General features: G+C 48.6%; 23 protein-coding genes. 6 read left to right on the top strand and 17 right to left on the bottom strand.

What is annotated here, in order from left to right:
• Positions 1-239: 239 nt before the first annotated feature.
• The 17 genes from flhA to V7P87_RS13190 form a co-directional block, all read right to left on the bottom strand.
• On the bottom strand, positions 240-2312 hold the full coding sequence (flhA, locus tag V7P87_RS13270; RefSeq protein ID WP_333797861.1) for a flagellar biosynthesis protein FlhA: 2073 nt from the start codon (positions 2310-2312) through the stop codon (positions 240-242).
• Entirely contained in the window at positions 2309-3463 is a 1155-nt protein-coding gene (gene flhB / locus V7P87_RS13265; RefSeq protein WP_333797860.1) for a flagellar biosynthesis protein FlhB, read from the bottom strand. The genes flhA and flhB overlap by 4 nt, the downstream gene beginning before the upstream one ends.
• Positions 3464-3465: 2 nt before the next feature.
• The gene (gene fliR / locus V7P87_RS13260) at positions 3466-4242 is read right to left on the bottom strand and encodes a flagellar biosynthetic protein FliR (RefSeq protein ID WP_333797859.1); all 777 of its coding nucleotides are present in this window, start codon (positions 4240-4242) and stop codon (positions 3466-3468) included.
• Positions 4239-4508, bottom strand: coding sequence for a flagellar biosynthetic protein FliQ (locus V7P87_RS13255; protein ID WP_333797858.1), 270 nt, complete (start codon positions 4506-4508; stop codon positions 4239-4241). Before V7P87_RS13255 ends, fliR begins: the two co-directional genes overlap by 4 nt.
• Positions 4505-5245, bottom strand: coding sequence for a flagellar type III secretion system pore protein FliP (gene fliP / locus V7P87_RS13250; protein WP_333797857.1), 741 nt, complete (start codon positions 5243-5245; stop codon positions 4505-4507). Before fliP ends, V7P87_RS13255 begins: the two co-directional genes overlap by 4 nt.
• On the bottom strand, positions 5238-5594 hold the full coding sequence (locus tag V7P87_RS13245; protein ID WP_333797856.1) for a FliM/FliN family flagellar motor switch protein: 357 nt from the start codon (positions 5592-5594) through the stop codon (positions 5238-5240). Before V7P87_RS13245 ends, fliP begins: the two co-directional genes overlap by 8 nt.
• Positions 5594-6484, bottom strand: coding sequence for a FliM/FliN family flagellar motor switch protein (locus V7P87_RS13240; RefSeq protein ID WP_333797855.1), 891 nt, complete (start codon positions 6482-6484; stop codon positions 5594-5596). The genes V7P87_RS13245 and V7P87_RS13240 overlap by 1 nt, the downstream gene beginning before the upstream one ends.
• 30 nt (positions 6485-6514) lie before the next feature.
• Positions 6515-6931 (bottom strand): PilZ domain-containing protein, encoded by a 417-nt coding sequence (locus V7P87_RS13235; RefSeq protein ID WP_333797854.1) that lies wholly within the window; start codon positions 6929-6931, stop codon positions 6515-6517.
• A gap of 7 nt (positions 6932-6938) precedes the next feature.
• Positions 6939-7922 (bottom strand): flagellar motor protein MotB, encoded by a 984-nt coding sequence (locus tag V7P87_RS13230; protein ID WP_333797853.1) that lies wholly within the window; start codon positions 7920-7922, stop codon positions 6939-6941.
• A complete protein-coding gene (gene motA, locus V7P87_RS13225) occupies positions 7922-8779 on the bottom strand; it encodes a flagellar motor stator protein MotA (protein WP_333797852.1) in 858 nt (285 codons plus the stop codon). Before motA ends, V7P87_RS13230 begins: the two co-directional genes overlap by 1 nt.
• An 18-nt stretch (positions 8780-8797) precedes the next feature.
• A complete protein-coding gene (locus V7P87_RS13220; RefSeq protein ID WP_333797851.1) occupies positions 8798-9517 on the bottom strand; it encodes a FliA/WhiG family RNA polymerase sigma factor in 720 nt (239 codons plus the stop codon).
• An 8-nt stretch (positions 9518-9525) separates the two neighbouring features.
• Positions 9526-9954, bottom strand: coding sequence for a flagellar basal body-associated FliL family protein (locus V7P87_RS13215; RefSeq protein ID WP_333797850.1), 429 nt, complete (start codon positions 9952-9954; stop codon positions 9526-9528).
• A gap of 26 nt (positions 9955-9980) precedes the next feature.
• A complete protein-coding gene (locus V7P87_RS13210) occupies positions 9981-11387 on the bottom strand; it encodes a flagellar hook-length control protein FliK (RefSeq protein WP_333797849.1) in 1407 nt (468 codons plus the stop codon).
• Positions 11387-11710: a hypothetical protein gene (locus V7P87_RS13205; protein ID WP_333797848.1), complete on the bottom strand. Its 324-nt coding sequence runs from the start codon at positions 11708-11710 to the stop codon at positions 11387-11389. Before V7P87_RS13205 ends, V7P87_RS13210 begins: the two co-directional genes overlap by 1 nt.
• Positions 11711-11965: 255 nt before the next feature.
• Positions 11966-12355, bottom strand: coding sequence for a flagellar export chaperone FliS (gene fliS, locus V7P87_RS13200; RefSeq protein WP_260656958.1), 390 nt, complete (start codon positions 12353-12355; stop codon positions 11966-11968).
• A gap of 11 nt (positions 12356-12366) precedes the next feature.
• Positions 12367-13656, bottom strand: coding sequence for a flagellar filament capping protein FliD (fliD, locus tag V7P87_RS13195; RefSeq protein ID WP_333797847.1), 1290 nt, complete (start codon positions 13654-13656; stop codon positions 12367-12369).
• A gap of 56 nt (positions 13657-13712) precedes the next feature.
• Complete coding sequence (locus V7P87_RS13190; RefSeq protein ID WP_333797846.1) at positions 13713-14546, bottom strand: flagellin N-terminal helical domain-containing protein; 834 nt, start codon at positions 14544-14546, stop codon at positions 13713-13715.
• A 309-nt stretch (positions 14547-14855) separates the two neighbouring features.
• Between V7P87_RS13190 and V7P87_RS13185 the strand changes: the two genes are divergently transcribed.
• The 6 genes from V7P87_RS13185 (at position 14856) to rpoZ (ending at position 18977) form a co-directional block, all read left to right on the top strand.
• Positions 14856-16157: a motility associated factor glycosyltransferase family protein gene (locus V7P87_RS13185; RefSeq protein ID WP_333797845.1), complete on the top strand. Its 1302-nt coding sequence runs from the start codon at positions 14856-14858 to the stop codon at positions 16155-16157.
• On the top strand, positions 16154-16456 hold the full coding sequence (locus V7P87_RS13180) for a hypothetical protein (RefSeq protein ID WP_333797844.1): 303 nt from the start codon (positions 16154-16156) through the stop codon (positions 16454-16456). Before V7P87_RS13185 ends, V7P87_RS13180 begins: the two co-directional genes overlap by 4 nt.
• A 314-nt stretch (positions 16457-16770) precedes the next feature.
• Positions 16771-17337: a hypothetical protein gene (locus tag V7P87_RS13175; protein ID WP_333797843.1), complete on the top strand. Its 567-nt coding sequence runs from the start codon at positions 16771-16773 to the stop codon at positions 17335-17337.
• Positions 17338-17369: 32 nt separating this feature from the next.
• A complete protein-coding gene (locus V7P87_RS13170) occupies positions 17370-17876 on the top strand; it encodes a DUF4442 domain-containing protein (protein WP_333797842.1) in 507 nt (168 codons plus the stop codon).
• A 150-nt stretch (positions 17877-18026) separates the two neighbouring features.
• Positions 18027-18650: a guanylate kinase gene (gene gmk / locus V7P87_RS13165; RefSeq protein ID WP_333797841.1), complete on the top strand. Its 624-nt coding sequence runs from the start codon at positions 18027-18029 to the stop codon at positions 18648-18650.
• A gap of 54 nt (positions 18651-18704) precedes the next feature.
• A complete protein-coding gene (gene rpoZ, locus V7P87_RS13160) occupies positions 18705-18977 on the top strand; it encodes a DNA-directed RNA polymerase subunit omega (protein ID WP_260656950.1) in 273 nt (90 codons plus the stop codon).
• Positions 18978-19127 lie beyond the last annotated feature (150 nt).

Genomic DNA, 19127 nt, shown 5'->3' with positions numbered 1-19127 from the left:
TTCTTTAACCTAAATTTCAATCAGTTAGAAACTATTGTTTACTACCTAACATGGTTAAAGCACCAGATTTTGTACCTATATCAGCAAATTACATCATTAGCTTTTAATAAAGTACCTTGGCAATATACCACGATTTTTTTAAAATGCTCCAGCAATTTGTTTTACAGAATGCGACGAATGCACATTTTTTAGCGACTAAATGCAAATCTTAAATTAAAGTTTTTCGTAGTTTGGTCGCTTCATCCCAAAGTGCCCAAAATATTCACCCGTACCGTTTCCGGAATTTCATTATAAGACAACACCACCAGACTGCCCTGGGTAAAGGTTCTGGCATAACGGGCTAATAGCGGCCGCAACTGTGGTAATACCACCAGCACCGGCTGATAGCCAAGCCGCTGCATTTTTTCTTTGACCTGCGGCATAGCCTGCTGGAACTGACTCAGCAGATTGGGAGCCACCGGAAAGCTGTCCAGCGCAACTTTGCCCGATTGCATCGCCTGATTCAGAGCACTCTGTAAGGTTTGTTCCAGCTTTTCATCCAGACTAAAAGCCGCCAGTTCTTCATTCGAACCCAGTACTTGCTGCATCAAGGCTCTTTGCAGCGCACAGCGCACATCAGACACCAGCAATATCGGATCTTTGGTCATTTCGGCACTATCGACCAGCGCCGTGGCTATAGTCACCACATCGGTTAACGCCACTTGCTCTTTCAGCAGCAGTCGGAACACTTTTAACTGCAGATTGGCGCTCAGGACTTTATCCAGATTTTCAGCCAAAGTAGGTGACACCTGCGCCAATCTTTTATTCAGCTGTTTAATGTCTTCAAACATAAAAAGCTCAGCCAGATTTTCTTTTACCACTTTGCCAACATGAGTGGCGATCACAGTGGCAGTGTCCACCACCGAATAACCCAGATTCAGCGCTTTGGCTTTTTCTTCAGGCTCTACCCAGACTGCATCCAGGCCATAAGCCGGATCTTTTGCCACTTCACCGTCCATCTGACCGTAAGTGTCACCCGTGTTCAGCGCCAGCAACTTTTGGGGTTTTAACCTGCCACCGCCTACAGCCACACCCGCCAGTTTGATTTGATACTCCTGCGGATTGAGTTTCAGACTGTCGCGCACCCGCACTTCAGGCAACAAAAAACCAGCCCCTTCCGACAGGGTTTTGCGCACACCACGCAGGGTTTGTAACAGCGCTTCGCCCTGGGTTTTATCAGCCAAATACACCAGCCTGAATCCCAGTTCAACCGACAACCTGTCGGTATAAGGAATATCCTCCCAGCCAAGTGGCACAGGCGCCTGGCTGATTTTTTCAGTCAGGGTTTCCACCTCGGTATAATTTTCCCGTACCAGTTTTTGCTGCATGCGCCAGGCGGCAAACAATAAAGGCGCGGCAAAACCTAAAAAGGCAGCGGTTGGCATACCGGGCACCAGCCCCAGTACCGTCATCACTGAGCCAGCGGTTAACAGCACCCTGGGTTCAGCCAATAGTTGCCGGCCAACCTCATCTGACATTTCGCCTTCGTCATTCATCCGGGTGACGATAATAGCTGCCGCCACCGACATCAGCAGCGAGGGAATTTGTGCTACCAAACCATCACCTATGGTCAAGAGCGCATAACGCTGGAAGGCTTCTCCCAAACTTAAACTGTGCATAAACACGCCGATGGCAACACCACCCAACAGGTTGATGATCAGGATCACCAGACCGGCAATGGCATCCCCCCGGACAAACTTGGAGGCACCGTCCATCGAACCGTAAAAATCCGCCTCTTTGGCAATCACGGCCCGGCGCTCTTTCGCTTGCTCCGGCGCTATCAGCCCGGAGTTTAAATCAGCATCAATGGCCATCTGTTTGCCGGGCATGGCATCCAGGGTGAAGCGGGCGGACACTTCGGAAATACGCTCACCACCTTTGGTGATTACAACAAAATTCACCACCATCAGGATGACAAAAACAACAATACCGACCACATAGTTGCCGCCGATCACTACCTCACCAAAAGCCTGAATAACCCGGCCAGCCACATCTGTACCTTCGTGGCCATTCAGTAACACCACCCGGGTAGACGCAACGTTCAGCGTCAGCCGCATCAGTGTTGCCACCAGTAACACAGTAGGAAACACGGAAAAATCCAGCGGTTTTTTGGCTGACACCGCCACCAGCAGCACCACAATCGACAATACAATGTTAAAAGTGAATAGGATATCCAGTAACCAGCCAGGCAGCGGCAAAACCACCATGGCCAACACAGCCAGCAGCAACACAGGAATAGCGGTGTAAGGTTGCGACAAAGTACGCCAGTTCAAGATAGATTTCCTCGTTCATTAGCCCGCTTTAGCAGGCTGGCCGGTATGGAGAGTTCGGGCAGTGGTGCCGGCTTGTAACCACGGCCTTGTTTATAAGCTTTTAATTGCATCACATAGGTCAGCACATAGGCCACTGCTGTGTACAAGCCCCGTGGCACTTCCTGATCAACCCTGGTGGAAAAATAAATGGCCCGTGCCAGTGGCGGCAGTTCAAGAATTTCCAGTTGATGTTGACGTGCCACTTCGCGGATCCGCAGCGCTATCTGGTCTACCCCTTTGGCCACCACATAAGGTGCCTTGGCTTTTTTTTCTGAATATTTAATCGCCACCGCATAGTGGCTTGGATTGGTAATAATCACGTCTGCAGTAGGCACCTTATCGTCGATACGGCGGCTGGCAATCTGGTACTGTATTTGCCGGATCCGGCCTTTAATCTCGGGATTGCCTTCGGTAGACTTGCGTTCATCTTTAACTTCCTGTTTGGTCATTTTCAGCTTGCTGCTGACTTTATATTGCTGATAGGGTACATCAATCACAGCAACCAGAATTAACGCTATCGCCATCACCATCAGGCTAAAAGACACCAGCTCCAGCCCCTCTCTGGCTGCAATGCTAAAATCCATCCGTTGTAAAAACATTAAACGCTCAGCCAGATGGCTCAACAGCCCCCAAAGACAACCCCCCAACAGCACCACTTTGACAACCGACTTAGCCAGTTCAACCAAACTCTCGGAGCCAAACATGCGGCCAAAACCCGCAATTGGATTTAAATTACTGAACTTGGGCCCCAGCAGTTTTCGCGAAAAATTCATGCCTCCCGGAAAAATGCCACCAATCCAGCTGCCAATAAACAAGGTACTGAAAAACGGCAAACCGGCGCTGAGCATCTTAAGAAAGGCATTCGCGAGCGAACCCGTCATTAAGTCACCTTGTTTCAGTGCGTCTTTGTCCAGCTGCCAGCTGCTTTCAGCGAGCTTCAGAAACAACTCCATAAACAAGTCGGCAAACCACAACATAGCGGCACTGCCCATCAGCACCACCAGCGCTGTATTCAGCTCTTTGGAGCGTGCAACCTGGCCTTCCTTTCTGGATTTTCGTTTACGTTGTTCGGTGGGTTGTTCCGACTTGGTCTGACCGGTATTTTCTGCCATTGTTAACCCATAGCCCGACGCATCAGGGCAAAAACATATTCGGCCAGACTAAAAAAATGGTTCCCCATCTGATACAACGTCAGATAAACACAAACAAAACCAAGCAGCAGTGCCATAGGAAAACCAAGCGCAAATAAATTCATACTGGGCGCAGAGCGGCTGGCCACACCAAAGGTTAAGTTCACCAGCAACATGGCAATAATGGCAGGCAAAGCCACTGTTAAAGTGGCTCCCAACATCCAGCCAAACAGCGATATCAGCGCCGGTAAATCCAGTTGATACAAACTGCTGCCAACAGGCCATAAAGTGAAACTATCGACCATCAGCTGCAACGAAATTAAATGACCATCAAAAGCAAAAAACAGTAGTACTGTCATCACCCAAAACAACTGACTGAGTACGGACACCTGATCACCACTGCCCGGGTCCATCATCATCGCCATCGACAAGCCCATTTGCATCGAAATGGTTAAACCCACCAGCGCCAGCACATCAAACAATATCCGCACTGCCGCAGCCATGATCAGCGCAAACAGAATTTGCTCACCGGTCACAATGGCCCCTTCCACCGAAAAAGGGTCAACAGGCACTACTTCCACATAAGAAGACAATAAAAAACTTAAAAACAGCGCCGTCATCACCTTGGCTCTGGGCGCCACTGCAGGGTTGTCATACACAGGCAAAATCCAGAAAAAAGCCGCCAGTCGGATAAAAGGCCACCAGATAGTGCCAAACCAGACCATCAGTTGATCGCTGGTCAGATTCAGCAGCGCATTCACCCAATAGCTCCAGGGATCATCTGACTGAGCCCGGCAAATAAATCCAGCAGTTTCTGGATCATCCAATGCCCGGCAAATACCACCATCAGCAGGGTTATTAACATCCGCGGCAAAAAGGTCAAAGTTTGTTCCTGAATAGAAGTTGCCGCCTGAAATATCGCAACAACAATGCCGAGCAATAAACCCGGCACTATCAACACCAGCAGGATTTCAATAATCATAAAAATGGCGTTACTGACCAGCTCGACCGCCATGCCGGTGTTCATGGTGCTGCTCCAAAGGTGGCCGATAAGGTGCCTGCCACCATAGACCAGCCATCGGCCAATACAAAAATCATCAGTTTAAAGGGTAGGCTGATAATCAAAGGCGACAACATCATCATCCCCATCGACATCAACACACTGGCCACTACTAAGTCGATGATCAAAAAAGGAATAAACAACATAAAACCAATCTGAAAGGCGGTGGTCAGTTCACTGAGTACAAAAGCAGGTAGTAACACATCAAAAGGCACATCGGCCGCCGCCATCGTAGTGGGTTCTCTGGCAATTTTTAACACCTGATGCAGTTCGTTTTCCCGCACCTGTGCCAACATAAACTGCCGCACCGGAATTTCCGCCCTGGCAATAGCCTGCTCCAGTGTCATGGTATCGGCCTGATAAGGTTTTACCGCATTTTGGTAAATGTCTTGCCATACCGGCCGCATAATTAACAAACTCAGCATCAGCGCTATGCTGATTAAAATACGGTTGGGCGGGCTTTGTGCCAGTCCAAGCGCCTGGCGTAAAATCGCCAGCACAATAATAATGCGGGTGAAGGACGTCATCATCAGCACAATACCGGGCAACAGGCTCAGTACCGTCATCAACAATACAATCTGCAGCTTGACGCTGTAATCCTGCCCCGACTCGCTGTCTTTAACCGACAATAAAGTTAAATCTTCTGCCGAAAGCCCAAAAGGCAATAACAGCAGTAATGCCAACAGCAGCCAGTGTTTAGCCATTCGCAGTCGGCTCTTTTGCACCGCTGACAAACTTCAGGCCGTATTTGCCGTTCACCATTACCACTTCGGCCTTGGCAAACAGCACACCGTTGACCTTCACATCCAGCGGTTCACCCACAGTTTTCTCCAGCGCCAGCACATCTCCGGCCTGTGCCTTGGACAATTCACCCAATGTCACTTCGGCACTGGATACTTCCAGGGTCACTGTCAGCGGCACGTCCATAAAACGGGAGATCCCGCTTCCGGCAGGCGCACTTTTTGTGCCCTGCCCATCACCAAATAAATCATCCATTTCCAGCATATCGAGCTCGGCCAAGGGATTAGTATTGTTGTTTTGCGTTTCACTCATTATTTATTCTCTGCAATAGTGCTGACTTGAAACATTAATTGGTTGCCTTCTTCGGCCACCACACCATAAAACAAGCTTTGTTTGCCAAGCCGAAATGGCATTTGGGTGAATAACTCAAGCGGCAACACCTCGCCTTGCAACCAGTTTTCGAGTTGCTGCACCCTGACTTGTTTGCGCGCCATTTCAATCTGAGCCCTGACCGGAACCTGCTCCCATTCCGTTAACACCGGACCAGGCACTAACGCGGTGTCCTGGACTGGAGAGCTGATGCTGTCGGCCAGGAACAATTCCACCGGCAACCAGATAAACCAGCTGACCACCGTATTGTCGAGGATAAAACGTACTTTAAATGGCATATAAGCATAAGGTTCAAACTGCAGCTGCTGTTTGTAAACAAAAGCCGACAATGGCAAATGCTGGTTAAACAACGACTGCATCAGCACCTGCATTTGTTTTTGCAGCAAACGGCAACTAATGCGCAGCTCTGAACTACTCAGTTCTGCTTTTTCAACCAAAACCTGCTCTTCACTGAGCCTGCCCCCCAAAAACAAATCGGACATGTTGTGCACCGCCTGAAAATCGATCGACATATAACACAATAAGTCTGTTTCCAGCGGCAAGGTTGAATCAAGCAATAACACACCAGGTTCAGCCAGCCATTGCTCCAGACCCACGCTGCTACACAGATTAACATCCAGGCTGAACTCAACATCTCTGAGCATCCGGCCTAATTCGGCCTGCAATGCATTGCCATAATCGGTCAGCCGGCTGCGGGCTACAGAACTGGCGGTTTCAAAATGCCGCTGCTGTGCCGTCAGAGCGTAAGGCTGCAAAACCGACGCTTGCTCGCCTTTGAGCAGCTTTGTTAGTTGCGGTTTATGACTACTCATCAGATTTAACATACCTGTTTTGCATAAAGGCTATCGGGACGCACTGGCAACCAAACGGAAGTGATCATGTTTTTGCATAAAAGCCATACGGCGCAGTCTGCGCAGTAATTTGAGCCTCACCGCATAATCTTTGCCGAGCCACTGCAATCCAAGAAACTCTAGCTTGTCATTGACCTTTTTGCGATACCGTACCAAAGCTTTTACTTTAATATCATTGTCATACATCACCCAGAACTTGTCCGGGACCTGATCGAGGGTGGGCACCAACAAACCACAACCGCCAATACTCATGTCTTTTACCACGGCCAAACCTATGTCACCGCCAAACCAGGATGACCTGAGCAAACGCACGGAAATACCTTTGGTCTGGAATTCCAGTGACTGCGCCGGGTCATAAAAATACCAACGATAAAACTGACGGCCACCTTGCTGGCGTAAATACGGCATAACATTCCTAAGATTTAGTTCTGAGCACAGGCTCGTTTTTGCGGGCGGCCTCAGCTGCTTCATCCAGTGCATTGTTTTTGTTTTCAGTGGAGAACATGTCAAGCAGCTGTTGTTCAGCTTTTTTGGTGAGGATCAACAATTCAATACGACGGTTTTCGCTGGCACCGGGCGCGGCTTTATTCAGCAGCATCGTTTCGGCAAAGGCGCTGACCTGCGCTATCCGCTCCGGCGGCATACCGCCTGCAGCTAACACCTGGCGGGCCTGTAATGCACGATCGCCGGACAACTCCCAGTTACTGTACTGACTACTATTAAAACTGGTAGCGTCAGTGTGGCCTGATAACAACAATTTGTTCTGAATTTTGCCGAATACCGGGCCTAACTTCAGCAGCAAATCTTCAAAATAGGGCGTCATCTGCACCTGACCGCGCATAAACATCTGGCGGTTTTCACTGTCACGGATAATGACCCTAAGGCCGGCCGGTATTTGCTCCACCATCAGGTTGGCGTCGGCTTTGTTAGTCTCAGCAAACTCGCGAAAAGCCTGGGCCAGAGTACTTAAATCGGCGGGAGTTTCATATTGGCCGCTGATTAAAGAGCTGAGTTTATCGCCCATACCGGCTGAAGGTTCCCTTTTGCCTTCCGGCACTTCCAGATGTGCCGACATACCGGCAATATAATTTTGCGGCAGCTCGTTGTCTGAAACCTCTTTTTCCACTGGTGACGGCGAACCGCCAAGGTCGACCGGATAAGGGCTGTTCACCGTATCAAATGGGTCGGTATGGCCGCCCAGAATAGACTGAGTGCGCATGAAAGTGGCCACTTTGACCCGCTCTTTTACTGTAGATACTTCGAGGATCCACAACACCATAAAAAAAGCCATCATTGCCAGCGTAAAGTCAGCAAATGCCACTTTCCAGGCACCACTGCTTTTTTCTTCCTGACCGCGCCGCCCGGAGCGGCGGATTATCACTGGTGTGGTTTCGTTCATCAGGCCGCCTTGTTGTTGATCCAGTTTTCCATCTCGGTAAAGGACGGTTTAATCTCTTCATTAATCAATTTACGGCCACAATCTGTTGCAATTACAGCCACATGACCTTTCATATGCGCCACCAGCATGGCGCGCACACACTCAAGCACCGCAATTTTCTTTTTCACGTAGGATTCCATTGCCGTGCTCAGCGGTTCGAACAGACAATAACAGCCAAAAATACCAATAAAGGTTCCCACCAGCGCCGCTGCTACGTGATAACCAATGCTGGTGAGCGGGCCGTCCAGATGCTGCATGGTAATAATAATGCCGCCAACCGCTGCCAAAATACCAAAGCCCGGCATCGCTTCAGCAATGGTATGTAAAGAGTGGCTGGGCTTTAGATGCTGATCTTCAATATGGATAATTTCCTGCTCCAGCGTGGCGTCTAAATCGTGTGGCGAACTTTTGGTCATGCTGATCAACCTTAGGTTGTCACAAACGAACATCAATAAATCAGGATTGGCCAGAACAGCAGGATAAGAGATAAAAATGGAGCTGGTTTCCGGGTTTTCGACATGATCTTCCAGTTCACGGAAACCTTTGCTGCGAATGGTTTCAAGCAGCTGATACATCAGCAGCAGCAATTCTTTATATAACTGCGCCTGATCGGGTTGCGCCACAAACTGCGCTTTAATTTGCTGTATCATGTCTTTGAGTACATATTTGCTGTTGCCGATAATTAAAGCGCCGATAGCAGCACCAAAAATAACAACAAATTCAGCAGGTTGCCACAACATGGCTGGGTTGCCGCCGGCTATCATAAAACCACCGATGACAGCCGCCAACACCACTATTAATCCAACTATTCTTTGCATTGCCTTAGCCCTACTCTGTTACCACTGTGACAGTTTTTTATTCAGCATTTCAATCGACTGCTTGTGCAACTGGCAGACCCTGGATTCAGTCAGCTCCAGTACCAAAGCAATTTCTTTCATATTCAGCTCATGGCTGTAGTAAAGATGCAGCAGCAACTTGTTACGCTCCGGCAGATCAGCCATCGCCTGCTTCAGCGACATTTTGACTTCAAGCGCACTCAGCGAGGTTTCCCCCAGCACCGCATGCTGCTGTTGCTCCAGCAGAGCATCCAGACTTTCCATCGACTCGGCCTGATCCAGATACATCAGCTCGTGCAGCCTGACATTATCAATTCCCAGATGCTGACTCAGTTCTTCATGGGTGGGGAATCTGCCAAGTTGACGCATCAAGTCACGGCTGGCATCCCGGAACTGATGCGCCTGCTGGCGCTGTTGCCGGGCCCGCCAGTCGGTGCGTCTGAATTCATCCAGCATGGCACCGCGCACTCTTTTAAACGCATAAGCCTCAAAATACTCATCAGGTTCACGCCCATAACGGCGAATGGCAGATAACAAACCCAATAAACCAACCTGTAGCAAATCGTCAGAGTCGACCATAGCACCGGACAAACTGCGCAGGTGCGCTGCAGCACGTTTGACCAGCATGCTGTACTTCTGCAGCAACTCATTTTCATTGCTGACGGCCTGAGTGCCATTGCATTGCAGCTCTGCGTCTGACCATTGATGCTCTGCCAACATGGATTGCCCTACTGAATAAACATATTCGTGATCAAGACTTTATCGAGTTGATGCTCGTACTTGTTGTCAGCCAGGGCTTTATTAAACTTCTCCAGCAATTCGTCCTGCACCTTGGCCACTTGCTGCATCGCCACCTTCACTTCCATATGACTGGTAGTGGCAAAATGCTCCACCAGCACATTACGCAATAAAGGGGTAGCTTCTTTTAACGCTTCAATGGTGCTGGCTTTGTGGCTGACCAGCGTTAATTCCAGCACCAGATATCTGGAATTTGGGTCACTTGCCACACTCATCACAAACTTTTCCATCGGATGAAACAGCGGCTGAACACTTAAAACTTCAGCTTGTTGCTGATTAAAATTGGTCTGAAACCAATAATAAGCACCGGCAGCACCACCCACTAACAGCGTTAACAGCAGCCACACCAATTTTTGCATCTGTTTATCCTCTGTGCTTTCTGGCATTACACCAATTGATTCACCAGCCCGGTCGTGACTGCTGCCACAGCATCAGGGCTTTCTATTTGTTCTACACCGGCAATATTAGCTGCGATTTCATCTGTCAGCTGCGTCTGACGTTCACGCTGTTGTTGCGACTGGTTGTCCGCCCCCATCCGAAGTTCAATCAGCGTGTCCGCACCTAACTTCAGCTGCAGGTTGGCTCGCAGCTGCTCCAGGCCTTGTTGCATTGCTTCCTTTAACGGACCATTGCTGCTATTAAGCAGCACTGTTAGCTTTTCGCCTTCAAACTGAAGCGACAGATCAATACTGCCAAGGGCCGGCGGGTCCAGTCTGATCATGGCTCTGTTCACTCCAAGCCCCAGCTGAATATCCACCTTGTCACTCAACAGTGCCACCAGCTTCTGACCAAAGCGGGCAGGATCCGAAGGCATCGGCTCGGATTGCCATTGATGGGGTGAATTGACCGGGGCATTGCCGCCTGCGGACTGCACCAGAACCGCTGCACCACTGTCCGCTGTCAGCGACAAGGCTGCCGCTGATAACACTGCACCAGACTGTGATGCAGGTAACAGCTGCGAAGACCTGCTGCTAGCACTTGCACCCAGAATTGCCGTTTGGGATTTTTCAGCGGACAACAACCGCTGTACTGCAGCTGTGTTGTCTTCCGCCCCCCTGGTGTTGCCAGTTGCTACCGTTGCCATGCTTGGCTGCTGCCCACCTTCCATCTGCCCTAAAGCTGCGACCGGCAGAGGTGACGTTAAGGGGGTTAAAGCGGCAGCCACTACAGCGGCGCTCACCGCCTGTGCAGGCGCCTGCATTGTCAGACTGGCTGCCACTGCCGCTGGTAGCGACGAGCCGGACTGCAAACCAGGTTGTGAAATTTGTGCTGACGGCAAGGTTCCGTTTTGCGCCAGAGATTGACCCAGAACTTCAGGTATAACAGCACTGCCTTGAATGAGCGCTGCCGGCAACGGCATATTCACAGGCGTGGCCCGGCCAAACTCAGCTGTTGACGTGATCTGTGGGGAGGCAGCTAACATTGCCTGGTGAATAAAAGTATGCGGCAGCAATGGCTGACTCTGGCTATAACCGGCCGCCAATATTGCCGTTTGTTGACTCTGAAATAGTTGTTGCGCCGGTGTTGCTGAGCCCGTTTGTGCACCTCCAGCCTGAGTCAGGTCTGTAAGCGGCATCTCAGTCTCTTGTGATAACAACGAAGCGACAGCTTCTTGCGGCGCATCTTCAGGGTAAGGTTGCTCCAGCAACACGCTTAAATCCAGCAATGCGGCAGTTTGCTGTTCGCCACTCTGTTCTTGTGCCGTTGCAGCAATCTTTCCGGGTAACACTGACGTCGTAGACAGCAGATTGCCCGTCGCCTGACTTTTTGTGGGATTGGTCAATGGCAACATCAACGTCTGCTCTCAGTGGTTTGCTGGTAAGCCAATACCCCAGCTTTATTGTCATTAAATGCTTTCATTTTTTGCTCCAGCTCCTGTTGCTGCTGCCTGGCATATTGAATGAGCTGCTGATAATGCAGTTTTAAAGTGTCAATTGCGGCTTGTGTTCGTGCATCCGGCCCTTGCTCACGCAACTGCTGCACCATAGCACCGATTTGCCGGTCACACGCCTGCACCTGCAGCCACTGCGCTGCCTCCATCGCTTGCTGTAATTGCTTCAGCAGCTGTTGTATCTGCTGCAGTTGGCTGGCTGCCTGACTGGATGCTTTTGACATGATGCGACCTGTTGCCATGGAACCCAAACCCAAAGCAACAAACATTCCACAATTCAAGCCTTTGAATCAAAAGGAATTTACTAGCATTACCCCATAAAAAGAGGAAGAGAAACTTCCGCAATAGCGGAACCTCAGCCGCCATTTCCCCCCATGAAAGACAAGTTGTCCCGGCTTTTGGTTAAATAAAAAATGGCCAATAAAAAACCGGGGGCTCCCCCGGCTTTTTACTTTTGTTTGATTGATCACAGCAGCCTGTCAGCTGCGTGCTAATAACCCTTGCCAGCCTTGTTGCAAATCGGTCATCACGGTTTTCACCGGTGCTAAGGCATCAACGCTGTTTTTTAAACTGGCTTTTAAAATTTCCTGGCCACAGAACTCATATAAATTATGCATATTAACTGCAACTTCACCGCCCTTTTCCAGGTCCAGCGAAGCGTCCAGCCCACCCAGAATTTTCAGCAGTTTTTCAACACTCTGGGCTTTTTTATCATAACGGTTGGCCTGAATATGGCCTTCGACCCGGGCAAGTTCATCTAAAAAACCATCAAATAACATCAGTACCAGACTGTGAATATCAGCACCTGAAGCCTTTGCATTCACATTAGTGTTCTGATACGCCTGATAGCCTTGTGCAAAATCCAACATAAAAACCTCTGTTATCCAAAGTTCGCCATGGAGCTTTCCAACTGCGCTATGGTTACCTGCATCTGGGTAAATTGTGCCAGGTATCTTTTGTAAACCAGCTCCATTGAATAATCGTGCCGTTTTTGTTTTGTGGTCACCAAGTCCAAACTGGCCTGCAAGGTTTGTTGTTTGTCCCTCATGAGACCAAAACGCTTAGTATATGGCTCCAGTCGATCTTGTATACCGCTGAACAATCCCGTATCAGACACCAGCATTTTTTCGATTTTAGCAGGGTCACTCGCCAATGCTTTTTGCATTTTTGTGCTGTCGATAGACAACACACCGCTTCTATCAAATTTAATACCAATCTCCAATAAAGGCGTACCTTCGTATAATTTCTGGAATGACTGACGCAACTGATTGGCGATGCTTCTTGCCATACTGTCGGTGTTTAACGAAGTGTCTGACCCTATCTGCTTTAACAATGCATTGTAACTTTCAACAAACTTTTTCAGTTTTTCTTCGACCGCTTTTGGATCCTGCGAAATACTGATTTTGACAGGTTGATCGGCCAACGCCTGTGCTTGCTTTAAATCAAGCGTTACCCCCTCAATCACATCCGTCAGGGTGTTGCTGCTTGAGGTTACAGTAATGGGATTCTGCGCACCAACCTTGATAATGGCATCCTGCGCTGTTTTGAGTTCAGTAGCTGCCGCCACTGCACCACTGATATCGGCACCAGAGTTATCAACACCAGGCACAAAATTTAAACTGATAGTATTAGCAGCACCTGATTCTTTACTGGTCAACACTAAATAAGACAAGGCACCGCTGCGCATCACTGTGGCCTGCACACCAGAATTATCAGCGGCATTATTAATCGCATTGGCAAGTGCAGATATGCCTGAACCCGCTGGCAATGCTGCCAGATTTACGGCAAAAGAATTGCCCGCTATTGTCAGCTCCAGCTGACCATCTGTGGGTAAGGTATCGGTACTGTTAAAATTCAGAGAAAGCTGATGATTCTGCGCCAGTTGCTGCACAAAAATTTCATAATTTCCGGCTATTGCCTTGCTGCCGGCCGTAACACCCAGTACTGTGTCAGCACTGCTGGTGGCGGCATTGCTCAATAATTCATTGTTGGTGGTAAAACTTGTCAGCAGATCGCGCATGGAACCAAGTGAAGTTTCCAGTTTTTTATAAGATGCCAGCAAGCTCGAAAACCTGTTTTGTTGCGCCTTGAGCACGCCATCTTTACCGGCCCGTTCAATCTGTGTGTACTGCTGAGCAAGATAGGCTGGATCTATACTGGAGAATGCCATGTTGAATTCCTGCAAAAAATGAGAGCCAGCGATAAAGCCGGCTCCCAGTCAACCTCTTAACGTAACAGCTGAGCAACCATTTGTGTGGTGGTATTGGCTGTAGTCAATACAGAAATACCTGAATTCATCAGCAGTTGTTGTTTGGTCATATTAGATGTTTCACGGGCAAAGTCGGCATCCATCAGCAAGCTTTTTGCTGTACTGGTGTTTTCAGACATATTGCTCAGGTTATTGATGGTGTGATCCAAACGGTTCATGGACGCACCCAAAGCGGCTCGGGCAGCACCAATTGCGGTAATCAGGTCATCAATTTCACCCATGGTGGTCGATGAATCGGCTTGATCCGCTAAACCGGTGAAGCCAGCAATAGCAGTGTCTACATCACCAATTTCAGTAGAAATATCCACATCCAGAGTTTCTGCGGCAGAAGCACCGATCTGGAAGGTCACTGCTGCAGCCAGTTTACCACCGCTAAGCAATATAGTACCGGCACCAAAAGAGGTGTTGGTCATAATGTTGGTTAATTCGTCATTTAATGCAGTGAACTCATTGCCCAGAGCTGTATATTCACCTGTGGCATTGGTACCGTTGGCACCCTGAGTTGCCAGCTCTTTCATACGGTAAGCAATATTGGTCATTTCATCAAAAGCACCTTCTGCGGTTTTTAACATCGCATTGGCGTTGGCAGCATTGCTCATGGCAGTTTCCTGACCGACAACCTGGGCAGCCAGACGGGTTGCAATTTGCAAGCCGGCAGCGTCATCTTTTGCTGAATTGATACGGAAACCAGTACCTAAACGTTCTAAAGCAACTGCCAGACCGTCGTTGGTACGATTTAACTGATTACGGATAACTGTTGCTGCTGCATTTGATTGAATTGATAAAGCCATTTTGAGTTCTCCTGAAATGATGCTCATAAACTTAGAGCGACAACTGCCAGCAGAAACTGAAATTTATTTTTTGAATTTTTTTGCGGTGCTTTTAACTCCACTCAAAATACGAATGAAAAGTTTTTTAATATCAATATCTTAGTCATTAAACAAAAAACAACTTTCACTTATCAAGTTCAGATCGGTTATCTTTTCCGCGACAGCTGCACTGTGAAAGCACGTTGTTGCACACTTTAGCCAACACAAAAATAACTGCTGCCGGCCCTAATTTAACTCTGAGTCTTCCGGCGTTAAAACAGAGAAAACCTGATGAACGACTGCTATCAGCAGAATATCACTGTGATCCGTCAACGTTGGCCGGTGCTGGCGTCGCAACTGGACACTATGGCAGAAAAAGCCACTGAACTGACCTTAGCGCTGGCCGAAGGTGCAGAGTCAACTTTGTCAGTCAATGGTATTCAGCTGACCAGCCGGCATAACCGTGCTCTTGAAGCGCAGCAACAGGCAGCACAGGTTCAACAGCAGCCGGTGGTGACTCTTTATGGTACAGGGCTGGGTGACTTGCAGCATGAGTTACTAAGCAGACGCGAGCTGAATACACTCAAGGTGAAAATTCTGAACGAATCGCTGTTTAGTCTGGTTTTGCAGTTGCTGGACCAACGCAGCTGGCTGAGCGACCCAAGGGTGCAATTAAGCCTGGCAGGTGAGGACAAAGAACTACAGCCTCCTTATGTGGTATTGCCATCCGAACTGGAGCTGGCCAGTGATTTTAGTCAGAAAATCCGCCAGCGCCTTTGCAGTGAACTGGAAGTGGGTAATGTCAGCCTGCGGCTGGCAGAAAACACTGCGCCTTTACTGCCCCGTCTGCAACAGAACCAATGTTATTGGCAACAGGATAAACAGGTGCAACAGTTGTTCCGGACTATGAGTACAGGACAACAGGCTTTTGTGATTGCCGCCGGGCCATCGCTGGAGCAACATTATGGGTTGCTGCAACAATGTCGTACTCAGCCAGTTCCTCCTTTATTGATTTGTGTCGACACTGCAGTTAAAGCTTTATTAGCGCATCAGATAGTGCCTGATATTGTGGTTACAGTGGATTATCTGATCAGCGCCCGCCACTTACCGGTGGCCGAATTGCCGGCCAGCTGTAGACTGGTGTATTTCCCCATCACCAGTGCTGAAATTCTGGCGGATTTTCCCGGTGAGCGTTATGTAGCGATGAATGAGACGCAGATGTTTGCCTCCCTTCGCGATCAACTCAGCGCAGCGCGGCTTTTTATGCACGGCAGTGTGATCCATCCGGCCGTCGATCTTGCAGTCCAAATGGGGGCCCGTGAAGTGCTGTTGTTTGGTGCTGATTTTGCATTTAGCCACCAAAAAACCCATGCCAGCTGGCAGGATGGCGAAATTGGTATTCCTTATCAGCAAGCCAGCGAATGGGTCATGAACGCTTATGGTGAAAAAGTGCCCACTTTGCCTAACTTTATGACCTATCTGATTGGTCTGGAGCGTTATATCCAGCGCCATCCGACCATCACTTTTTACAACATGTCCAAAGCCGGTGCTGTCATTGAAGGCACCCATTATCATCCGGAGTACTGCAGATGACGCCAACACTTCACGGCTGCCAACAGCAGGCAAAACAGCTGGCGCTGCAATTTCGTCTTGGGAAAAACACCCAGGCCGCTTTGGAAATGGCCACTATGGTCAATCACCTGCTCAGCCTTTTTCCGACATCAGACGTACAGCAGGTGCAAAACTTACAATATATTCTGAGCCAATGTTTGGCATGCCAACAACGCAAGGATTGGCTGGCTTTGGCTGATTACCTTGAATATGAACTGCAGCACTTATTACAACCACTCAGTGATCATCATCCTGGCACCACAATGTCAGCTTCGGAATAAATAGCGGTCTGTTCGGCTGATGGCATCATTTCAGCTATGCTCGCACCGGCCTGTTCATCAAAAATAACGGCTTTTTTTGATTTGGATCTGCGGTGTAAAAGGTCTGAAGCAGCAGAAAACAACACGACTATTTGATATTTTTCTGACAAATAAAATTTTCCTAAAACAAGCTATAAAATTTTTCTTTTCGCTTCATGTTGTTATTCACAGCAGGCATTTTAACCTGATAAAAGAGAAACAAAACTGTATAGACAAACAGTTATTTCAGCTATTTTTATTACTCGTTTTTCACCAAAATGTCACAAGGAGCCGTGATGAATACATCAACCGCAGTACTTATTACAGGACAGGCTGGTTTATTGGTGTTAATACTGTGTTTTGTCGCCAATATTCCGGCTGTAGAGCAGTTTAATCAACAACAATGCCTTCAGATGCAGCAGGAGTTAGACGACAACAGAGACACACAAAGGCGGGGTTATAGTTTAAAAAACGCCGATGCACTCAAAGCTGCGGAACAAAGCCTGGCACAACAGATTTATCACCATTGTGTCAAACCTATCGCCAGCCCTGCCCCTGGTACTAAAAATAGAATTTTCCCTGTAAAAAGAAAACCTTATGAATACGCCAGCGACATAGCTGCAGACGCCACTATATCTGCACGCAAGTTTTTTGCTTCAGCTGTTGAAGTCAGGGCTCCTTATCAGGGCCGGCAACTGACGGAATGGCTCAGATATTATCAGGAGCCCAGATCCTGCTTTGGTGTGCAGCAAACAGCTCAGATTGTTGAATGTGTGAATAACCGACAAAAAGCCCAACAACGTTTTGAAGCCCTGTGGCAGCAACAACGTCTGCAGATCTTGTCTGACCAGCGAACGCAATGATAAGCTCCGACCAGTTGCAATAAGGCAACCTGGTGAGCGGAGAACACAGCGTGATGACCATCAACTTAAAACAGGCAAACCGTGAACTCTGGTGGTTCGGCTGGCGTTATATTCCGCTGATTGGTTTTTGCGCCCCAAAAATCCGTCAGATCAGCGAACAGAGCCTGACTGTTAGTATCCCGCACGGCTGGCGCACCAAAAACCATTTAGGCAGTATTTATTTTGGTGCTCTGGCCATTGGAGCAGATTTAGCCGGTGCTTTTCTGGTATTCAGTAAAGCCAAGGCGCGCGGCGTCAACGCTAATTTTGCCTTTAAAGATGTACATGGAGAGTTTTTAAAACGACCGGAAGCTGAAGTCTGGTTTACCAGTGATGACGGCGCTTTAATAGATGCCATGATTGATGAGTCACTGCAAAGTGGTCAACGTATTAACAAAACAGTCAGCGTCAACATTACCTGTCCTTCATTGCATGGTGATGAGCCAATGGCCAGGTTCAAATTAACTTTGTCGATCAAAGCAACACCAAAAAAACGCTAGGTGGCCCAAAGGCCCAGACAGCCAATGCTGTGGTTACTGTGACGGATCTTGTAGCGGCTTTGGCCGCAACATCAGCACTCTGGTTAAAAGTTTGCAGCCTTGGCAACACAGACGTAAAATTCAACCTTTCCCGTTAGCTCAGGCATTGTTATGCAGCATTTACCAGGCAACCTTTTTATTCTGTCGGCGCCAAGTGGCGCCGGCAAGTCCAGTTTAATCCATGCGTTATTAGGCCAGCACGCCGATATGCAATTAAGTGTTTCTCATACCACCCGTGCGCCAAGGCCTGGCGAAACCGACGGTGTGCATTATCACTTCACTCGTGTTGATGAATTTAAAGCGCTGATTGAGCAAGGTGAATTTCTGGAATGGGCTGAAGTATTCGGCAATTATTATGGCACTTCCCGCCGTGCTATTGAGCAGGTGCTGGCGCAAGGCCGCGATGTTTTTCTTGATATCGACTGGCAAGGTGCACGACAAATCAAAGCGCAGGTGCCTTCGGTGCGCAGCATTTTTATTCTGCCGCCCAGCGTGGCTGAATTAGAAAGACGGTTAAATCAACGGGGGCAGGATTCACAGGAAGTGATTCAAAAACGCATGCAGCAGGCCAAAAGTGAAATCAGCCATGTGGTGGAATACGACTATGTGCTGGTGAACGACGATTTTCAGCAATGCCTTGCCGACCTGCAACATGTGGTGCTGAGTCACCGTTTAACTTTGCCAAAACAACAGCAACGGCAGCAGACATTGCTGACGGACCTGTTGGCGAATTAACCGAAATAGCGTAGACTATGCGGTCTTGTCAGAATTTGAATACCGGAGTGGTAAATGGCTCGCGTAACAGTTGAAGATGCAGTAAATAAAATTGGTAACCGTTTTGATCTGATCCTGGTTGCAGCGCGTCGCGCCCGCCAATTATCAGTTGAAGGCAAAGAAGCCATGGTTGAGATCGAAAACGATAAATCAACAGTTGTTGCCTTACGTGAAATCGAAAAAGGTTTTATCACCGCCGACATCCTTGATCAGCAAGAACGTCGTGACCAGCTGCAACAGGAAGCGTCAGAAATGGCTGCCGTTGCCGCTATCATCGGTAACGAGTAATCACACTTAAGCCTTCTGCAACCAGCAGAAGCAAAGGCCCCGGCAGCCTTAATGCCGGGGCGTTATTTTTCTGAATCCCCTTGTTATTCTTTCACACAAGCCGCTGTTTCTCCCGTTGGCAAGCCGGAAAAATCCACGTATATTTTAAGC

The sequence above is a fragment of the Rheinheimera sp. genome (assembly GCF_036782235.1).
Lineage (GTDB): Bacteria > Pseudomonadota > Gammaproteobacteria > Enterobacterales > Alteromonadaceae > Pararheinheimera.
The sequence above is the reverse complement of the archived record's forward strand: the minus strand, read 5'-3'. Positions and strand labels throughout refer to the sequence as shown.